The organism is Pseudomonas floridensis (assembly GCF_002087235.1).
In the GTDB taxonomy this organism is placed as follows: domain Bacteria; phylum Pseudomonadota; class Gammaproteobacteria; order Pseudomonadales; family Pseudomonadaceae; genus Aquipseudomonas; species Aquipseudomonas floridensis.
In genome coordinates this window covers 16,087-34,532 of sequence record NZ_MUIO01000064.1, presented here as the reverse complement: position 1 = coordinate 34,532, position 18,446 = coordinate 16,087, and the positions used below count along the sequence as shown (strand labels likewise).

Sequence of the window (18,446 nt, the reverse complement as noted above, 5' to 3'; positions counted from 1 at the left end):
TATTGTCTGCGAGCGGTTACGCCCGGCGACTATGCCGGAAGGGCAATGGACTGTCCAGTTAACAACAGTAGCCAGCACGATGAGCGATATTCGCGCAAAGTTTGTGACTCAGGGGCTAGATTTGGTCATTTGCATCATTCAGGCGTTCGATCAGCGCCGCAGCGTCGATTTCCCCCACGACCCGAACATCCTGCAGTTCTTCGCCGTTTTTATTGAAAAACAGCAACGCTGGCGGGCCGAACAGTTTGTAGCGGTCCAGCAGGGCGCGTTGTTGCGCGTTGCTGTCGGTCATGTCGAATTTGATCAGGCTGTAGCCTGATAACCGTTGCACCACGCCGGGATCCGGCAAGACTTCGTGTTCGATGACTTTGCAGCTGATACACCAGTCGGCGTACCAGTCGATCAGCAGGGGCTTGCCATTGCGCTTTGCTTCGTCGAACGCCCGGTCCAGTTCCGCCGGGGTGGTGACGGTCTGCCACTGACTGCTCGTCAACGCTACCGCACCATTGCTGACCGTCGCTTGCGCGCGGCCCAACGGACGTGTGGGGTCGGTCTGGCCGGTCATTGCGCCGTACCAGCATGCCAGAGCGTAGACCAATAGAACCAGACCGATGAGCTGAGCGAGCTTTTGACGGGGCGTTTTGTCGGTGAATTCCAGGGTGCCCATGAACAGCGCTACGCCGGCACTCAACAAACCGACCAGCAGCAAGGTGATCTGTCCCGGCAGAATGCGGCTCAGCAAGCCGATGGCCAGAGCCAGCAGCAGTACGCCGATGGCGTTTTTTACCGTGACCAGCCAGGGACCGCTTTTCGGCAGCCAGGCCGCGCCGCCCGTGGCAACCAGCAGCAGTGGCGCGCCCATGCCCAGGCCCAGCGCGAACAGTTTCAAGGCACCGCCCAGCGCATCGCCGCTGGCACTGATGTAAAGCAATGCACCGGCCAGCGGAGCCGAAACGCATGGCGAAACCAGCAGGCTGGACACCACGCCCAGAACCGCAGCACCCCACAACGAACCGCCTTCGGTCTTACCTGCAATGCGGTCCAGCCGATTGCTCAGGCCTTGCGGCAGACGCAGTTCGAACAGCCCGAACATGGCGATGGCGAAGACGACGAAGAAAGCCGAAAACGGCACCAGCACCCATGCCGATTGCAGGCGTGCCTGCAGGTTGAGGCTGGCGCCGAACATGCCCATCAGGGCGCCGAGCAAGGCAAAGCAGACGGCCATCGGTAGCACGTAAGCCAATGAAAGGCTCAAACCGCGCAGTCCGCCGACCTGACCGCGCAGGACCACGCCGGACAGAATTGGCAGCATCGGCAGCACGCAAGGGGTGAAGGTCAGGCCCACACCCGCGAGGAAGAACAACGCCAGCTCTTTCCAGCTCCATTCGGTTTTGCCGACGGCAACCGGGGTGGAGGGCGCCGGGCCGGCGGCCACGTCGCCGATATCGATGCGTTCGGTTTCAGGCGGGTAGCACAGGCCTTTATCGGCGCAGCCCTGATAGGTCACTGCGAGAGTGAAAGGGCGTTCCTCGCCGGGCTTACGCGGCAGGTCGATGTCCAGAATGCCGTGATAGACCTCCACGTCACCGAAGTACTCGTCGTGTTTCTTCTCGCCTTCAGGCAACTGCGCTGCGCCCAGGCCGATGTCGGACGGCTCGGTGCGGAACTGAAAACGATGGCGGTACAGGTAATAGCCTTCAGTGGCGACGAAGCGCAGCTTGATCGATTGCGCAGTGGTCTCGATCAGGCTCAACTGGAAGGCCTGACGGACGGGCAGGAAATCCTTGCTGTTATCGAGGCTCGCGCCGCCCAGCGTGGCGGCCGGACGATTTTCCAGCAGGCCCGCGCCAAAGGCAGGCAAGGTCAGAATCAACAGCATCAGGCATAGCAAACGGCGCATGGCAGTCCAGAATCTCGGAGCTCGAAAGTCCGCGCATGATAACGGAGTGCTTGACCGGGTGCTGCAGTCAGGTTTGTAAGAGCCAGTTTCAGGACCGTGCTGAAGGACGCAGCCTACTTGCCGGAAGAAATCTTGCCACCTGCCTCCTGGTCATAGAACGGCGGTATTTCGTGCTTGTAGCTGTCAAGCCACCGCTGCAGGCTGAGGTCGCGCTCGGCTGGCGTGCTGGTCTGAGGAATGCTCGAGGCCGCCGAGCCCTTGGCCTGCAATTGCAGCCAGGTTTCGGTTTGAGTCTGACGAGGCTGGTCGGCGGCACCGCGGGCATCTGTGGCCAGCGCGTCTGACGCCAGTGCCGCCAGCAGGGCGGCGCACATCACAAGGTTTTTCATGGGCGTACTCCACTGGCTGGACGTTCGTCTTGGTCGAGCACCGCTGCGACCTGGGGTTTCTTCAAGACCGCAGGCCGGTTGGCGGCGACCTTGAGCTTTTCTGCGCGGGCAGTGGCGCCGGTGATCTGCTCAGGCGTAAGGCCTGCGCGGGACGCCAGTTCGGCGGCTTTGGTCCAGTTGTCCTGATAGATCAGCAGGGTGACCAGATTCACCGCTGCCAGTGTGTCGGACTGTTTGAGTTCCATGGCGGTCAGGAACTGGAATCGTGCCTGTTCGAGCTTCAGCTGATTCAGATAGACCACGCCCAGGTCATTGCGGATTTTTTCGTCGGTGGGTTCCAGCTTGCTGGCCCGCAGCAAATGCTCTTGCGCCTGGACATTGTCGCCACGCGCCGCCGCCAACTGGCCCAGTCCGTGCTCACCCTGTGCGGCCCGGCAGGTGCCGAGCAGGCTGCGGTACAAGGGCTCGGCTTCGTTGCTGCCCAACAATCGCAATACGCGGGCCTTGCGCAGACGCACTTCTCCCAGAGTGTCCGGCAGGCCTTCCAGATTGGCGAGGCTGGCGTGCAGGCGCCCCTCGTCAGCCATGTTCTGGGCCAGATTCAGGGCGAACTCCTGATCCGAAGTCAGCTTGGGGCAACTGGCGATCTGGTTCGAGCCCTGCATCCACAGCGCGCTGCCGTCACTGGCGCAACCGCCGAGCACCAACATACCGATTAATGTAATGACTGCTTTCATTGTGTTTCTTCCTTGAACAGCATGAGCGTCAACCACCGAGGGCACGGCTCAGGGCGATGAAGCTTGGGCCCGCCAGCACGATCAGCAGGGCCGGGAACAGAAAGACCATCATGACCACCGACATCTTCGCCGACAGTTTGGAAATGTACTCCTGCAGGCGGGTCAGGCGGCGGTCGTCAATCAATTGTTTTAGGGCCAGCAGTGATTTCAACGCTCCGCCGCCCTGATGAATCAACTGGTTGAGGATCACGCAGGTATCGCTGAACTCGTCCACCGCCAGCAGGACCGAGGCCTTGCGCAGCTCCTCGCCCAGTTCCAGGCCTGAGTCGACCCGGATCAGGATCACGCGGATCTCTTCGGACAACACCGGCAGCAGGTCCTTGCCCTCGCTGCTGAGCACGCGCAATGCCTGCTCCACCGCCATGCCGGATTCGAACAGAATGCGCAGCAGCGGAATGAACGTCGAAATTTCCACCACCACGCGTTTCTGACGGGCCTTGGCATAAGCGGCCAGGATTCTTTTCGGTAGCAGGTAGCCGATGCACAGCGCGAACATGGGGGCGACCAGCGGTTGCGTGACTTCTTTGAAGAACAGCGTCTGAGCCAGCACGACCACCGTGACCAGACCGATAGGCACGCCAATCTGGCAGGCGGCGTACAGGGAGCGCTTGCTGGCTCGCCGCCAACCGATGCGGTTGAGCAGCAGTTGTGTCTCGCTGTCCAGACTGACACTGCGCTGGCCCAGCCGCGTGTCACCCAACAGCCGCAGCCAACTGCCGATCCGGCTTTCGCGCACGATCTTGCCTTTGAGACGCTGGGCCACCAGACGCTCGCTGCGGCGCTGGCGGGCGATGTTGGAGAGCACCAGCAGCGCCGCGGTCAGGAGCATCAATGCGCAGAAAAATATGGCCATTTCAGATACTCCGCAGCATGCGCCACAGCACCAGGCAGCCGACCACCTGCAGGATGAACGCCGCCAGCAACATGACCCGGCCGCCGCCATCGTTCCACATGTGAATCAGGTAAGTCGGGTTGACTGCCAGAAAGTACCCGGCCATGCCCACCGGCAGCAGCGCCAGTACCACCGAGGTCATGCGCGTTTCCCCGGTCATGGCGCGCAGCTGGCGGCTGGCCTGTTCCCGCTCGCGAATCAGCCGGATCAGGTTTTCCATCAGTTCACTGGCGTTGCCGCCGTAACGGTGGTTGACCCGCAAGCCCAGTGCAAACAGGTGAAACTCGTCGCGCTCATACAACTCGGCGAAATCCTGCGCGGCGTCCGGCAGGCCGATGCCCAGTTGCACGTTACGCTCGATACGGAGCATGCCGTCGCGTAGCGGCTGGTCGGCGGCCTCGATGCCGTGCAGCACTGCGTCGGCCAGGGTTCTGCCGGACTTGAGGCTGCGCACCGTGTGATCGAGCAACTGCGGCAATTGCTCGACCATGCGCCGCACCCGTTTCTTGTAGCGCCATGAAACGAACAGGCGCAGTAGCAAGGGCACGCCGATCAGCACGGTCACGGCGCCCAGCCAGTCGAAACCGAGGTAACCGATCAGCATCATCACTGCCCAAATCGTCAGCGCCAGGCCATACCGTTCGGTGGGATGGCCAAGCCCGGCGCGCAGAAAGGCCCGATCCAGGTACGTCCAGCCGGGTTTTTCCACGACTGGCTGGACCTGGCCTGCGATCAGGCGTTGCATCACGCGCTCGCTGTCGCCCCGGCTCAGCGCCAGGAGGAACAGCCAGGCCGCAGCGCCGAGCAGCAGCACGGCGATGATTGCCAGCCATAATGATGCGCTCATGTCACGGCCTCCTGATCCTCAATAACCGGGTCGCAGTTTTTCACCGGCGGCATGGATCGCCTCGCGCTGAAAGCCGATACCGGTACGCCGATCCAGTCGGAACAGGGTGTTGGTGACGTAGACGTCATCGCGGATGCCGACCACTTCCACCACCTCGCTGACCGCACGGCGGCCATCTGGCAGGCGGGTCAACTGGATGATCACGTCGAGCGCTGCGCAGATCATCTGCCTGAGGGTCTTTTCCGGAATCTGCCGTCCGGTCAGGCCCACCAGGGTTTCCAGACGCAGCAGGGCATCCTGGGCATTGTTGGCGTGCACGGTGCTCATCGAGCCATCGTGGCCAGTGTTCATGGCCGTGAGCACGTCCAGCACTTCGACGCCACGGATCTCGCCGAGAATGATGCGGTCGGGGCGCATCCGCAGCGAGTTGCGGATCAGGTCGCTGGCGCGCACCTCGCCGTGGCCTTCGGCATTGGGCGGACGGGTTTCCAGGCGCACGACGTGCGGGTGATTGAGCTGCAGTTCGGCGACGTCCTCGATGGTTACCAGACGCTGATGGGTGTCGATCAACTGGCTGAGCACGTTGAGCATCGTAGTCTTGCCGGTGCCGGTGCCGCCGCTGACCAGCACGTTGCAACGCTTGCCCACGGCTTCGGCGAAGAAATCAAAGATCGGCTGATCGATGGTCTGCATCGCCACCAGGTCGGCGCTTTTGAACATCTCGCGGCGAAACTTCCGGATCGACAGGCAAGGCCCGTCCAGCGCAATCGGCGGAATGATGGCGTTGACCCGGCTGCCATCGGGCAGACGTGCATCCACCATCGGCGAAGATTCGTCGAGCCTGCGTCCGAGCGGCGCGAGAATGCGCTGCATGACGCGCTCGACGTGGTGGGAATCGATGAAGCGCAGGTCGGTGTGATGCAGCACGCCGTCGCGCTCCACGAACACTTTGCTCGGCCCGTTGACCAGAATTTCCGTCACCGAGTCGTCACGCAGCAGCACTTCCAGCGGGCCGAAACCGGTCAGTTCGTCGACCAGTTCTTCCGCCAGACGCTCCATTTCATAACGTGAAATGGCCAGTCTCAGCCTTGCGACGTACTCGGCCACCTTGTCGATGACGAATTGCGCCAGCACCGGCCGCGAGCCTTCCAGCAGGTTTTTGCCGCTCTCTTCAATGCCGTCGATGATGTAGCGGTGCAGCACCAGTTTCAGGCCTTGCCCGTCGTCGGCGCTGCTTTGCGAGCGTGACGAGATGCCAAACAGTTTTTCCGGCATTACCTGTTCTCCCACAGTCGGGCCAGCCAGCCCTGATCGGGTCTGTCCTGGGCTTCGGAATGGTGTGCCAGGTGCTCGCCCAGTCTGCGCAAACCGGAACACAGCGAGTCGCGTGAGGCCAGTTCGAAAAGCGTCACGCCTTGATTCTTGGCGTTGAGGCGCAGTTCCGGCGCGTAAGGCAGCACAGCGCGGACCGGCAGGCCGAAGGTCTTGCCGATGGTGTCCGAATTGGGCGCGACCGAGCGCAGATAGCGGTCGACCAGCAGCCCGGCGTGCTGAAGCTTCATGCCTTTTTCGCGCCACAGACTGAGCGTGTTCAAATTGCGTCGACAGCCCAGCACGCTCTGGTCCGCGTACCACAGCAACTGGTCACAGTGGCTGACCAGCGTACGCAATGCCTCGCTGTCGGGCTGACCGACCAGGTTCACGATCACGTGTTGAAAGTGCTGACGCAGCGCACTGAGCAACATGTACAGCTCGGCGGCGCTGGATTGTTCCAGATGATCGTCGGCTTCGGTGTAGGCCAGTATTCGCAGGCCGCTCTCATGGGTGGTGAAAGCGCTGTCGATCAGCGTCGCGTCGAGGCGGCGCAGGTGGCGCAGGGCATCGCCAAAGCTGAACGACGATTCCAGACCCAGCATCGCCAGGCTGTCGCCACGCGGCAAACCCAAATCCAGCAACAGGGTGCGTTGCCCGGCCTTCTGCACGACCATGGCCAGGTGCGTGGCAATCAAGGCGCCGTCCCCATCACTTTGTGCGCCGTAGAGCACCGACAGCCCGCTCATGTTGGGGTTCGGCGCAACGGCGGGCAGGCGTTTGCTCAAGCGTCGCACCAGACCGGCCACTTCACTGGAACGCGAGCCGTAGGCGACAAAATCCCGCGCTCCGGCGCGCATGGCATTGAGCACCAACTGGTTGTCCATGCCGTCGCCCAGTGCAACGATCGCCAGCATCGGTTTGGCTTCCAGCGCGCCTTCGATCAACGCGCTCTGGTTCATGAGGTGCTCGCGATCCAGCCCCACGAACACCACGCTGGCGAACGTAACGTCGACCAGCGCCAGCAGGTCGTCCAGGCTGCCGCTGCCGGCGCTGACCACCTGGCCCAGCGAACCCAGCGCGCCTTGCAGCCATTCCAGGTCGGTGGTGTTGCGGGTGATTGCCAGAAATGTCTGGCTCAGGCTCTGGCTCATTGGGACAACCCGCCACGGCGGTCGAAGTCGCCGTTCTCCAGGAAATACATGCGCAGAAAGCTGGGGTCGTAGTTGCGCAGGCCTTCGCCGGGCAGGGAGGGCAATTGGGCGTCGGCGGCCAGCGGTTGAATCAGGTGCGGGGTGACAATCATCAACAGTTCGCGCTCATCGCGCTGGATCTGCGAGTTGCGAAAGAACGCGCCCAGAATCGGGATGTCGCCCAGTCCGGGAAACTTGTCCACCGATGATACATTGCTGGAACTGATCAGGCCGCTGACCACGAAGCTTTCCCCGTCGGCCAGCGAGATGCTGGTGTCGGTGCGGCGAACATTGAGAGCGGGCACAGCAGTGCCTGCGATGGTGATGCCAGCGGTGAAATCCAGCTCGCTGACTTCCGGGGCGACCTTGAGCACTATCCGGTCGCGGCCGACCACTGTGGGCGTCAGGGTCAGACGCACGCCGAATTCCTTGTATTCGATGGAGATACCATTGCCTTCGCCATTGGGCACCGGCACCGGGAATTCGCCACCGGCCAGAAAGCTCGCGCTCTGTCCGTTCAGTGCCACCAGGCTGGGGCGTGCCAGGGTGTAAGCAAAGCCGCTGTTTTCCATGGCGTTGATCATGCCCAGCACTTTGCTGCTGCCGCCGCCCCAGACGATGTTGAAAGTGTCGTTGTTCAGCGGGATGCTCGGCCGTGTGGCGCTTACGGTTCCGGGCGTGACGTTTATGCCCGCTACCGTGCCGGGGGCGCCGAACAGAAAGTTGTTCGAGCCTTTGCCGAAGATCGAAGTGCTGGCTTCCTTGAGCTTGCTGCGCCTGACTTCAACGAAGCGAATGTCGGTTTGCACCTGGCTGGGCAGTTGCGCCTCGCCAGAGGGTAGCGGCGAGGCGTCCACCATGGACGCCGTCGCCCGGCCACGCACGAACACCATGCTCTGCCGGGGTGTCGTGGAGCAGTCCGTCCAGACCATCAGGCTGGTCGTGCCCGGTGCGACGCCGGTGAGCAGAAAGCCGTCGTTGCTGCTCACATGCACGTCAGCGATCTTCGGGTCGCCCACGGCAATGCGCGTGATGGCCATCGTCGACTGGACGTTCTGTTGCACGCCCTGGCTGACTTCCACCACGGCAGGCAGCGCGGCAAGCCCGGCGCACTTGCCGGACGCGGCCCAGACCGTTTGGGTGGACAGGGCCGTCACTAGCAAAGCCAGCAACCTGCATTTTGTAACTGGCACGGAACAACAGCTCATCAAAGGCAATCCTTGCTCGATCAGGGAGTTTGTTGCGTGGTCTGGTTGCCGCGTATCACCTCGACAGGACGTGTCCCGCGGGAAGCGCCGACCTGTGTGGGGGCGACCGCCGGGGTCAGGCTCAACTGGCTGAAACTGACCATCTGGCGGTTCGCTGAATCAAGTCGTTCAGCCACCGCATTGCGGGTGCTGTCGCTGGTCCAGTAATCCTGCAGGTTGCCTTCCGAGGCGCTGCGCACGGCCAGACGCAGGACGCCGCTCTGGGTGGCAAGCATCAGGCGGCCGAGCAGCGTTTGCGGTACGGCCACCACCACCGTTCGGGCCGTGGCGCGACGTTCTTCCTGTTTGATGCGCTCGTCGGCGCTGACGGCGTTGACCGGGTTGCCATCGCGATCCGGTCCCAACAGCTCACCCACGCTCAGGACGCGCAGTGCGGGTACGGCCACCTGGCTGGAGCGATGAAGGTTGTCGGCGTCGTTGGGCAGGTACAGCAGCACATCCACATAATCGCCGGGGCTCAACTGGCCTGCCGCGCCGATCACTTCATCCACTGACAACGCCAGCGCGCGTTCCTGTGGGCGGATCATGCGCGCCAGTGTGCCACCGGCGTCGAAACTGTCTTCGTTCAACCAGGTGCCTGCTTTCAGCGTGCGCCAACCGGTGCGACCCACGACTTGGTCGATCGAATTGAAGCTGCCCACCGGCGCGACCTTGAGACGTTCAACCGTCAGGTCTTCGGCGGTGACAGGCGTGTACGCGGGTATATCGCGGGCCAACACCACAACGCTCTGGCGCATGGCGTCTTCCACCGGAACGGGCGTTGGCGCACGCGCTTGAACGGTGGATGCCACAGCTTCCGGAGTAGACGCCGGTGCGGCTTCGGGTGGCGGCGCTTCGGGCTGCCTGCTGACGATGATCCCCAGATACCCGGCAATGATGGCGCCGAGCAAAAACAGCACAGCGAGCACCATGGTGATGCGACTGCTCATGGCAACGTTCCCTTTGTCATCGCGCAACAACCTCGAACCACTGCGTGAACGGCGCAAGAGGGCAAGGATGAACTCATCCATTCGTTCTATGAAAGTAGCCCAACGCACTTAAAACGCCATTCGGTAATGTAGGAAATTGCCACCACCTTCGTCTTATTGTGTTCCTGAGGCTTTTTACGGGGTTGGTGTGCCAGCGCGTACAGGCATCGTCAAGCGCTGGACTCACGCAGGGCTTATTACTTTGCGACTAATGCTTTATTACGATTGTGAGTTAAGGGAATGGAGACAATGCTGTAGGTGCAGCCGGTTTCACATGTGTTGCGCATGTCGCGCCTTTTAATGGCGCAAGGAGAAATAAGATGTTCCTTATAGCGCTGTATGTTGAGTGTTTCACCCGCGTCAGATCCTTTATCAAGGACAAAGAAGCGGCTTCAGGTATCGAGTACGCGCTGCTGGCGGCGATGGTGGCCGTGGCACTGGTGGCGTTTGTGCCCGGCATTAGCGGCAGGATCACCACAATGTTTACTAATATCCAGGGCGCGCTGTGACCCTGGCTTTGTCCGCCAGGCCCTTTTTCGCACGGTAAAATCTGGATATCCTGCTCACAATGATTAATGGTCAAAGGTATCCATGATGGCCGTCCAGCCTACCCGCCAACAGTTGCTTCTGGTCGATGACGAAGAGGACGCCAATGAAGAGTTGGCAGAACTGCTCGAAGGCGAGGGGTTCTGCTGCTTCACGGCGTCGTCGGTCAAAATGGCCCTGCAGCAATTGACCCTGCACCCGGATATTGCGTTGGTGATTACCGACCTGCGCATGCCGGAGGAAAGCGGTATCCAGCTGATCCGCCACCTGCGCGATCACACCTCGCGCCAGCATCTGCCCGTGATCGTGACTTCAGGCCATGCCGATATGGATGACGTCAGTGACATGCTGCGACTGCAGGTGCTGGACCTGTTTCGCAAACCCATCTACCACGTTCGCCTGCTGGAAACCCTCAACAACCTGTTTCCAGAGCCGAAAGTCTTCCAGGTTCAGTAGCCATCGCTGAGCAATCGCTCAATCCACCACGCTGAATTCCAGGCGTGCGGTCTGACCGCTCTCGTCCAGAACGCTCAGTTGATAGCGTCCCGTTTTGCTCAACGTCGGGGTGAAGTCCTGTTGATTGTCGGTGTCGGCGACCTGCGTGCCATCGATGAACCACCAGCGCCGACCACTGCCACCGAGCGCCGACAGCCTGAGTCGCAGCGCCTGACGGCTGGCTGCGGGCAGGCGCAGATTGTCGCCTTCGCGCACGCCCACAATGCTCAACGGCGGTGCCAGATTCAGGTTCTGCGGCGGGCAGTGCGGGTCGGCGGCAGGCAGGCGCGCCTCACGCCGTTCGGCCCGTGGCAACCAGGGCTCCAGTGGCGCGGGCCACAGGGCGATGTCGTGCGATTGCGCATCCGGGCAACCGGCCGCCACGCGCAGTCCTTTGGCATTGATCCAGACGCGCTCCTGCAACCCCAGCCCCAGTGGCTGGTCGGCGGCTTGCAGCGTGGGCGGCGTGGTGCCGTCAAGCGTCCAGGCAAAGCGTTGGCGACGGCAGTTCGAGTCGTTCTTGCTCATCGGCTGACCCAACGGCCAGCAGATGGCGGCCACGCCCACATTCACCGGCACTGGCTGCACTGGCGCTGCGATACCACGCTGGCTGTCGCGATTGACCAGCACGTCGTGCACTTGCAGCATCAAGGGCGCGGCCGAGGCCAGCCCGAATTGCCCCGGCACCGGCGTACCATCCGGCCTGCCAATCCACACACCCACCAGAAAGCGCGGTCCGACGCCGATTGCCCAGGCGTCTCGGAAGCCGTAGCTGGTGCCAGTCTTCCAGGCCAGTTGCGGGCGCTGCACCAGCTCGGCACGCGGGTCGATGTCGGGCCGTGACTGACCGCTGAGGATTCGCCGAATGATCCACGCAGCCCCCGGCGACATCATCCGCCGTTCGCGCAACCGGTCCTGCGGTTGCAGGCGCACGTCGGCACTGCGCCCGCCGCGGGCGAAAGCGCTGTAACCGGCGACCAGATCTTCCAGACGACTGCCCGCGCCACCGAGAATCAGCGCCAGACTGGGTTCGGCCAGGGGCGGCAGAGTCAGCGGTACGCCGCCGTTGCGCAACTCGGCGGCGAAGCGTTTGGGGCCGTAGACTTCCAGCAGTTGCACCGCAGGCAGATTGAGCGACATCGACAGCGCCGAGCTGGCCGCTACCGGCCCACCGAAACCGGTCGAAAAGTTGCCCGGCCGGTAGTCGCCATAGCGACGCGGTACGTCTTGCAGCAGCGATTCGGAGTGGATCAAACCGGCGTCCATCGCCATGCCGTACAAAAATGGCTTGAGCGTCGAGCCCGGTGAGCGCATCGCCGTGACCATGTCTACATGGCCGAAGCGCCTGGCGTCGTTGATGTCCACCGAGCCGACGTAGGCACGCACTGCCATGGTGTCGGCCTCGACCACCAGAATGGCGGCCGAGGTGCGCTCCGGCAGACGCGCCCGCCAGCCCATCAGCAAGTCCTCCATGCGCCGTTGCAGACTGGCGTCCAGCGTGGTGCGGATCAGCGGCGGGCTGTTCGGTCGGTTCAGGCGGCGGGCCAGCAGCGGGGCCAGGCTGGGTTCCTGACGCGGTGCCAGCCACAGCGGTTCCTCCAGCGCTTCATTTACGCGGCCTTGCGGCCAGACCTGAAAGTCGGCCAGACGCCTGAGTACCTTGTCCCGGGCGACCTGTGCCCGTTGCGGGTGTCGATCCGGACGCAGACGGCTCGGCGCCTGCGGCAACACCGCCAGCAGCGCGGCTTCGGCACGAGTGAGATTGTGCGGTGATTTGCCCAGATACGCCCAACTGGCGGCCGCCACACCTTGCAGCGTGCCGCCGAACGGAGCGCGATTGAGGTAGATGCCGAGGATCTGGTCCTTGGACAGATGCCATTCCAACTGCGCGGTGCGCCACAGCTGACGCAGCTTGCCGGGCAGGGTGCGCGAGTGCGGATCAAGCAAGCGCGCCACTTGCATCGACAGCGTGCTGCCGCCCGATACCACTCGTGCGCCGCTGAGGTTCTGCCAGGTGGCGCGCACCAGTGCCAGCGGGTTGACGCCGGGGTGGCTGTAGAACCAGCGATCTTCGTACGTCAGCAGCGCCTCGAGGTAATACGGCGACACCTGTTCATTGCTGACCGGGTAGCGCCACACACCGTTGGCGTCGGCAAAGCGCCACAAGGGCGTGCCGTCCTCGGCCAGTACCACGCGAGCGAGGTCATCCTTGGGCAGCGGCAACGGCCAGATACGGTCGGCCAGCCAGAGCAGGGCGATCACCAGCAACAGCGAACAGGCGGCCCAGCGCAAACCCCGGTAGAGCCGTGAACCGCGTGACGAACCCTGTCTGGACGTTCTGGCCGTAACAACGGCGTGTGTCCGGTGCTTGAGGTTCTGTGCAAGGCGCACAAGAAATTCAGGTTTCAATGCAAAGAGCCTTTATGATCCACGGAACCTGACACGCCTGGCGACAGCCAAAGCGCACAGATCTTTTTATTCATGGCCCCAATCAGGATGGACATATGCAGGTAGAAGGCTTTTTTGAATGGCTAGGGCAGGCAATCGGAGCGGTGATTCGCTTCTTCGTCGATGGCCTGGCGTGGTTGTTCAATGGATTCACCCATGCGGGCGGCAATTTCGTCGATGGTCTGTCGCGTACGTTGGGCATGGACACCTCGCTGATCAGCATCGTCGCACTGATCATCGGGCTGATGCTGCTGTACTCGGCCATTCGCGCCTTCATGCGTGCGTCGATCATCCTCGGGATCATCTGGCTGGCACTGGGCCTGTGGCTGCTGAGCTGGATCATCCACTGACTCATCGAACCAGGCTGTAACGTGCCCCTGTGCAAGCGGGCACTTACGGCGGATCACTTGCCTTTCACGATCATCTGCGCAGGCGCATCACCCAGGGCCTGCCAGTTCGGGCGGTACATCGACTCCACTTGCGGCGGCGGCACCCGATAGGTTCCCGGCGTCACGGCGCGGGCCAGATACAACAGATGCACGCTGGTGCCGCTGTCGATGTCCAGTGCGGCCACGTAACGATCGCCGCGGTATTCCTGATGCTTGATGCCGGCATTTTCCATCGACTCGCGGAGCGTCTTCACCTCTTCACTGGCATCTGCCAGGCTGGCCGAACTCTGTGCCAGGTTCTGGTTTTCCAGCTCCAGACCTGCCGGCAGCAGGTCCACCACCAGCGCATCCGGCACCCGCTGGCGGGCGTTCACTTCCAGATGCACCAGCACCAGTTGACCGGTTTTCAACGCGCCGACATTCAGCGGCGCGCCGCTAAGGCTCAGGTACTCACGACGGATTCCGAGATTCTCGCCGCCTGCGGCCGGGGCCTGCGTCGGATAACCCGACACGGTCAGTTGCTGATACAGCGGCTCGCTGCCTTCGTTGTGGACGGAAAGAGGGGCGGTCAACAACGGACCGTCCAGTTTGAGCGCTGGTTGTTTATTGCTCAGGTCACGCGTCTCGGTGCCGCTGGTGAGTTTCGCGGCCCAATCCTTGTCCGGCTTGTTCAACAGATTGCGGCCGGCAAGGAACAGCGAGTTGCTTTCCTGGGTGGACAGATAGCGGTTGGCAGCCACTTCATCGGCCAGGGCGAAGAGGCGATCATCACGCTTGTCCCTGGCCATGTCGTTTTCTTCCAGCAGCGCGAGAATCAGCGCCTGATCGCGCAGCGAGCTGCCATAGTCGGCGAGCCATTCGTTCTTGCGACTGATCGCCAGTCCGGCGGTCAGGGCCAGATCGGCACGCGGCTTGTCGCCCATCTTCTCCAGCGCAATCGCCAGTTGCACCAGCGGCAGGCCCGAGCGTGCATCGCTGCGGCGGTCGAACAGGCTGCGCAGTGCGGCCAGCGGTGCCTGCTGGCTGCGTGACAGAACCAGCCCGGCATAAGCCTGAACCGCGAAGCGGGTGTGCTCGGCGTTCTGGCTGTAGTTGACCTGGATCTGACCGGCATCCTGCACGTAGCGCAACAGACGCTCGTTGGCTTTCTTCAATGCATCGGGCGGCACCGCGAAGCCCTGATCACGCGCCCGCAGCAGGAAGTCGGTGACGTAGGCGGTCAGCCAGTATTCCTCTTCGCTGTCCGAGCCCCACAGGCCGAAGCTGCCGTTGTAGCGTTGCATGCCCAGCAGACGCTCGATACCGATCTCGACCTTGCGTTTGCGTTCGGCATCCGGCTCGCCGGTCAGGCCCAGACGCTTGAGCGTGGCAGCGTCGGCGTACAGCGATGGATACAAGCCACTCGCGGTCTGTTCCAGGCAGCCATAAGGGTAGGCTTTCAACGCACGAATCTGTTCGCCCAGGTTCAACGGCGGACGACTGGACAGCGACAGCATGGCTTCGCGGCCCGCCGGTTCGAAGGTGTCCAGCACGCCATCCGGCAGGCTCCAGACCTGATCGTTCAGAGTGGCGCGCAAGTGCTTGAGCACCGCCGGGTAGGCCGGACGTACGCCGACGGTCCATTCCCGCGAGAACGCAGGCAAGTCTTCGCCCGGCAGGCTCAGTCCTTCGACCTGCACTTTAATCCTGCCCTGACCCAGACCGCCTTGCGCCAGCACCGGGATTTTCAGGGTGACGCGCTGGCCTTGCTTGAGTTGCAGCGGCTTGAGCTGATCGCCGCCGGGAATGCTCAACTGACCTTCGGCGCTGACTTTCACGTCCAGCTTCTGAGCGGCACCCGAGAGGTTGGAAACATCCAGCGCCACGCTGGTCTGATCGCCACCGGCCAGGAAACGCGGCGTCGACAGTTCGGCAATGATCGGCGCGGCAACCACGGTTTTCGCTTCGGCCATGCCATAGCGGTCCTCGGTCCAGGCTTGCGCCATGACGCGCAGCTCGCCGTTGAAGTCCGGAATGTCCACGCTGACTTCGCCTTCACCGGCGTCGTTCAGCGTCACGGGCGCACTTTGCAATGCGACGATGGTGACGCTGGTGTCGGGACGCTTGCCGCCCTTGGCCAAGGCATCGCCGCCGAACGCCAGGCTGGCCAGACGACCCTGACCGGCTTCGATCAACTGGCCATAGATGTCCAGTTGGTCAGCACCGTACTCCTTGCGACCGAACAGACTGGCGAACGGATCCGGGGTTGCATAGCTCGTGATATTGAGAATACCGACATCGACTGCCGAGACCAGAACATGCACCTGTTTCGGCACGCTGCCGTCGGCGTTCTTCGCCGCGACCTTGAGTTTGAGCGGCTGCTTGGGACGCATCTTTTCCGGCGCGGTGACGGTCAGCGCCAGCTTGCGTTGCGAGCGGTCCAGCGGCAGGTGCAGCACCCCCACGGCCCGCTTGGGGGTGACATTGGCCTTGCGCTCGCCGGGACGCACCACCAGCGCGGTGACGTACAGGTCGTGACGCGCCCAGGCTTTGTCCAGCGGAACGTCGAACGATTTGCCTTCGGCCGGTACGTCGATTTCCTTCCACCACAGCGGACCTTCGCTGGATTCAACCAGCAGATAACCCTTGCCCGCAGCAGGCGGCGTCACCGTGATCTTTGCGGTGTCGCCATCGTTATAGGCCGGTTTGTCCAGCGCCAGTTTGACCTGATCGGGGCGTACCGCGCCGCCGTCGGTATTGTCCTGCCAGCGATAACCGGCCCAGAAACGCAGGCTGCTGACCATGCCGGTGGACGGGTCTTCCACCTCGACGCGGTACGGGCCCCACTCGACCGGGAAGCTGATCTTCGCGGTCGAGTCCTGCTTGATACTGACCGTTTCTTCGTTCAGGTTGAGAAACTTCTCGTTGAAGTGATAGCTCCATCCATCGCTGGCCGAGTAGTTCCAGTAGTAATCGCGTCGTTCACGAATCAGGCGCACCTTGACGTTGTCGGCCGCCAGCTTGTGGCCGGCCGCATCTGCCATGACGATTTCGAATTCGGCCGGGCCGTCGCCATCGGTCTGTGCTTCGCCTTTGCCGGACTCTTCGCCGTACTCATCGTCGCCGGTGCTGCTGCCGAACAACGCCCGCACGCCGGGCAATTGCTCGGCAGGCCAGATCGGCTGCACCAGGCGGCGCGTGATCGGACGGCCTCCGGATTCCTGCAGGCTGGCCTGCAAAATCAGTTGCAGCGGAGATTTGGCTTCGGCCCACCGCGTTTCGACATCCAGGGTGGTGTGGCCGTTGGGATCGAGCGTGACCGGCTCAAGGTCGACATCGTGCTTGAGGTCTTCCTCGGTGATCGAGCCGAACTGGTAACCCGGCAGCCTGGGCACCGCTTCACGCAGCGGGCGCACATAGACCTGACCGGTCAGGGTATTACCCGACGCCGGAGCGCCGTAAAGGTATCGACCGGTGATGTCGAACTGCGGGTTGTCGGCAGGTGCGACCGGTTCATCGCTGCCTTTGAGTTCCAGCGCCAGGCGTTCCGGCAGGAAATCCTCGACCTTGAATTCGTAGAGCTGCGGCTTGCCGTCACCCAGGTCGAACACCAGTTGCCAGCGCCCGGTCGGGGCTTCATCGGCGAGCTGCAATTGATACTGATAGAAGCCGTCCTTGTCGGCCTCCCAGACGAACTTGCGGCTGACCTGATCGTCAGGGCGGCGCACTTCGACGCTGATCGGCTGCGGCTTGACGTTTTTGCCGTCGCTGTCGCGCAGCAAACCGTTGAGCAGCACAGTTTCGCCGGGGCGATACAGGTCACGCGGACCGAAGATGAAGAATTGCAGTGGATGGGCCTGCGGGCCGGAGATGTCGAACTCGGCCAGATCCAGTGCCGAGCTGTTCAGGCGCAGCATGCTGGTCTGTTCATCCTTGTGCGCCAGCACCACCGCAGCCTTGGCAGGCAAGGGCAGTTGCGTGTGGCCGTCGCTTTCGGTCTTGCCCTGGGCGACCACCTTGCCGTTGTCGTCGTAGACATCGATGCTCACATCGCCAATGGCTTTGCCGCCTTCCAGCGCCTGGGTGAACACATCCAGACGGTTGCTGTAGCGGTGCACCGACAGGCCGATGTCGCTAAGCGTGAGCAGGGTTGCAGGTTGGGAATAACTGTAAGTGCCCGACGCGCGCATGACTGCCAGATAGACGCCCGGTTGTTGCAGGGCCTTGATGCCGGTAATCGGCAGCAACAGGGTTTCACGGGTATTGCGAGCCGGCTTGAGGTCGAAGCGCCCGCCGTACACCAGATCGGCCATGGGCAGCAGTTCCTCGGAACTGTAGCTGGACAGGCTGGAGGCGCCGTCCCATTTGGCGAGGAAGTCGGGCATCGAGTCGGGTTTGATGCGGAAGAATTCGACATCGACTTTATCGACGTTCAACGCAATCACCGGCAGGCCTTCGGCCAGACGGGTCGGCAGCAGGCTGCCACGGCTGGCGAAACCGACCGAGGGTTGCAGGTCGCGGGTTTCCAGACGGCTGATGTACTCGGCCGCCAGTTTGGCCTTGTTGACGGCCAGTAACCCGGCATCGACGGTCAGGACCAGTTTGCGTTGAGGTTCCAGATGACGCAGCCGCAGCTCCATCAGGTTGTCGGACAGTTCCCAGGCACCATCGACCTTGCCATTCTTGCTGTCCACCAGATGCAGTTTTTCGCCGAATTTCTGCTCCGGGTCCAGCGGGACTGAAAAGCTCACCGACAAGGTGCTGGCGCCTTCCACCTGAATCTCCGACACGTCGATCACCGTCAGCTCGCGACCCGCATAGCGCTTGCTCAGCGCCGCCAGATCTACCGCCGGCTTGGGCCGGGTTTCGGTGGTCGTGGCCTGGGTCGCAGACGCCGCAGCGGGCGCTGGTTTGTCGGACGTGGAGGAATCACAGGCGCTCAGCAGCGCAAGCGCGCAAGCCAAAAACAGTCCTTTGTTGAACATTTGGGCACTCGTCGAGGGCAATTGAGAGGGGGGTAACAG

Annotated in this window: 14 protein-coding genes; 3 read left to right on the top strand and 11 right to left on the bottom strand. The window is 62.5% G+C overall.

What is annotated here, in order from left to right:
- Positions 1 to 115: 115 nt before the first annotated feature.
- The 9 genes from BZK31_RS15985 to cpaB all read right to left on the bottom strand — a co-directional run bounded on the left by BZK31_RS15985 (position 116) and on the right by cpaB (position 9,526).
- Positions 116 to 1,900 (bottom strand): protein-disulfide reductase DsbD, encoded by a 1,785-nt coding sequence (locus BZK31_RS15985; RefSeq protein ID WP_083183931.1) that lies wholly within the window; start codon positions 1,898 to 1,900, stop codon positions 116 to 118.
- Positions 1,901 to 2,013: 113 nt separating this feature from the next.
- Positions 2,014 to 2,289, bottom strand: coding sequence for a DUF3613 domain-containing protein (locus BZK31_RS15980; RefSeq protein WP_083183930.1), 276 nt, complete (start codon positions 2,287 to 2,289; stop codon positions 2,014 to 2,016).
- Positions 2,286 to 3,026 carry a tetratricopeptide repeat protein gene (locus tag BZK31_RS15975; RefSeq protein ID WP_083183929.1) on the bottom strand — a complete coding sequence of 247 codons (741 nt, stop codon included), beginning with the start codon at positions 3,024 to 3,026 and terminating at the stop codon, positions 2,286 to 2,288. The genes BZK31_RS15980 and BZK31_RS15975 overlap by 4 nt, the downstream gene beginning before the upstream one ends.
- A gap of 28 nt (positions 3,027 to 3,054) precedes the next feature.
- A complete protein-coding gene (locus BZK31_RS15970; protein ID WP_083183928.1) occupies positions 3,055 to 3,939 on the bottom strand; it encodes a type II secretion system F family protein in 885 nt (294 codons plus the stop codon).
- Position 3,940: 1 nt separating this feature from the next.
- A complete protein-coding gene (locus BZK31_RS15965; RefSeq protein ID WP_083183927.1) occupies positions 3,941 to 4,825 on the bottom strand; it encodes a type II secretion system F family protein in 885 nt (294 codons plus the stop codon).
- A gap of 18 nt (positions 4,826 to 4,843) precedes the next feature.
- Positions 4,844 to 6,100 (bottom strand): TadA family conjugal transfer-associated ATPase, encoded by a 1,257-nt coding sequence (locus tag BZK31_RS15960; protein WP_083183926.1) that lies wholly within the window; start codon positions 6,098 to 6,100, stop codon positions 4,844 to 4,846.
- Complete coding sequence (locus BZK31_RS15955) at positions 6,100 to 7,290, bottom strand: CpaE/TadZ family protein (protein ID WP_083183925.1); 1,191 nt, start codon at positions 7,288 to 7,290, stop codon at positions 6,100 to 6,102. The genes BZK31_RS15960 and BZK31_RS15955 overlap by 1 nt, the downstream gene beginning before the upstream one ends.
- The gene (locus BZK31_RS15950; protein WP_083183924.1) at positions 7,287 to 8,537 is read right to left on the bottom strand and encodes a type II and III secretion system protein family protein; all 1,251 of its coding nucleotides are present in this window, start codon (positions 8,535 to 8,537) and stop codon (positions 7,287 to 7,289) included. Before BZK31_RS15950 ends, BZK31_RS15955 begins: the two co-directional genes overlap by 4 nt.
- A gap of 20 nt (positions 8,538 to 8,557) precedes the next feature.
- Complete coding sequence (gene cpaB, locus BZK31_RS15945; protein WP_083183967.1) at positions 8,558 to 9,526, bottom strand: Flp pilus assembly protein CpaB; 969 nt, start codon at positions 9,524 to 9,526, stop codon at positions 8,558 to 8,560.
- 359 nt (positions 9,527 to 9,885) lie between these two features.
- Between cpaB and BZK31_RS15940 the strand changes: the two genes are divergently transcribed.
- Together BZK31_RS15940 and BZK31_RS15935 are read left to right on the top strand one after the other, a co-directional pair.
- Positions 9,886 to 10,074 (top strand): Flp family type IVb pilin, encoded by a 189-nt coding sequence (locus tag BZK31_RS15940; RefSeq protein ID WP_083183923.1) that lies wholly within the window; start codon positions 9,886 to 9,888, stop codon positions 10,072 to 10,074.
- An 85-nt stretch (positions 10,075 to 10,159) separates the two neighbouring features.
- Entirely contained in the window at positions 10,160 to 10,567 is a 408-nt protein-coding gene (locus BZK31_RS15935; RefSeq protein ID WP_083183922.1) for a response regulator, read from the top strand.
- Between the two features lie 18 nt (positions 10,568 to 10,585).
- Here the strand turns inward: BZK31_RS15935 and pbpC are convergent, their stop codons facing one another.
- Positions 10,586 to 12,898: a peptidoglycan glycosyltransferase PbpC gene (pbpC, locus tag BZK31_RS15930; protein WP_083183921.1), complete on the bottom strand. Its 2,313-nt coding sequence runs from the start codon at positions 12,896 to 12,898 to the stop codon at positions 10,586 to 10,588.
- A gap of 212 nt (positions 12,899 to 13,110) precedes the next feature.
- On the opposite strand from pbpC, the gene BZK31_RS15925 reads away from it, so the two are divergent.
- Positions 13,111 to 13,404, top strand: a complete 294-nt coding sequence (locus BZK31_RS15925; RefSeq protein WP_083183920.1) for a hypothetical protein — start codon at positions 13,111 to 13,113, stop codon at positions 13,402 to 13,404.
- Between the two features lie 53 nt (positions 13,405 to 13,457).
- Here BZK31_RS15925 and BZK31_RS15920 read toward each other — a convergent pair whose 3' ends face one another.
- Positions 13,458 to 18,407, bottom strand: a complete 4,950-nt coding sequence (locus BZK31_RS15920; RefSeq protein WP_083183919.1) for an alpha-2-macroglobulin family protein — start codon at positions 18,405 to 18,407, stop codon at positions 13,458 to 13,460.
- Positions 18,408 to 18,446: the final 39 nt, after the last annotated feature.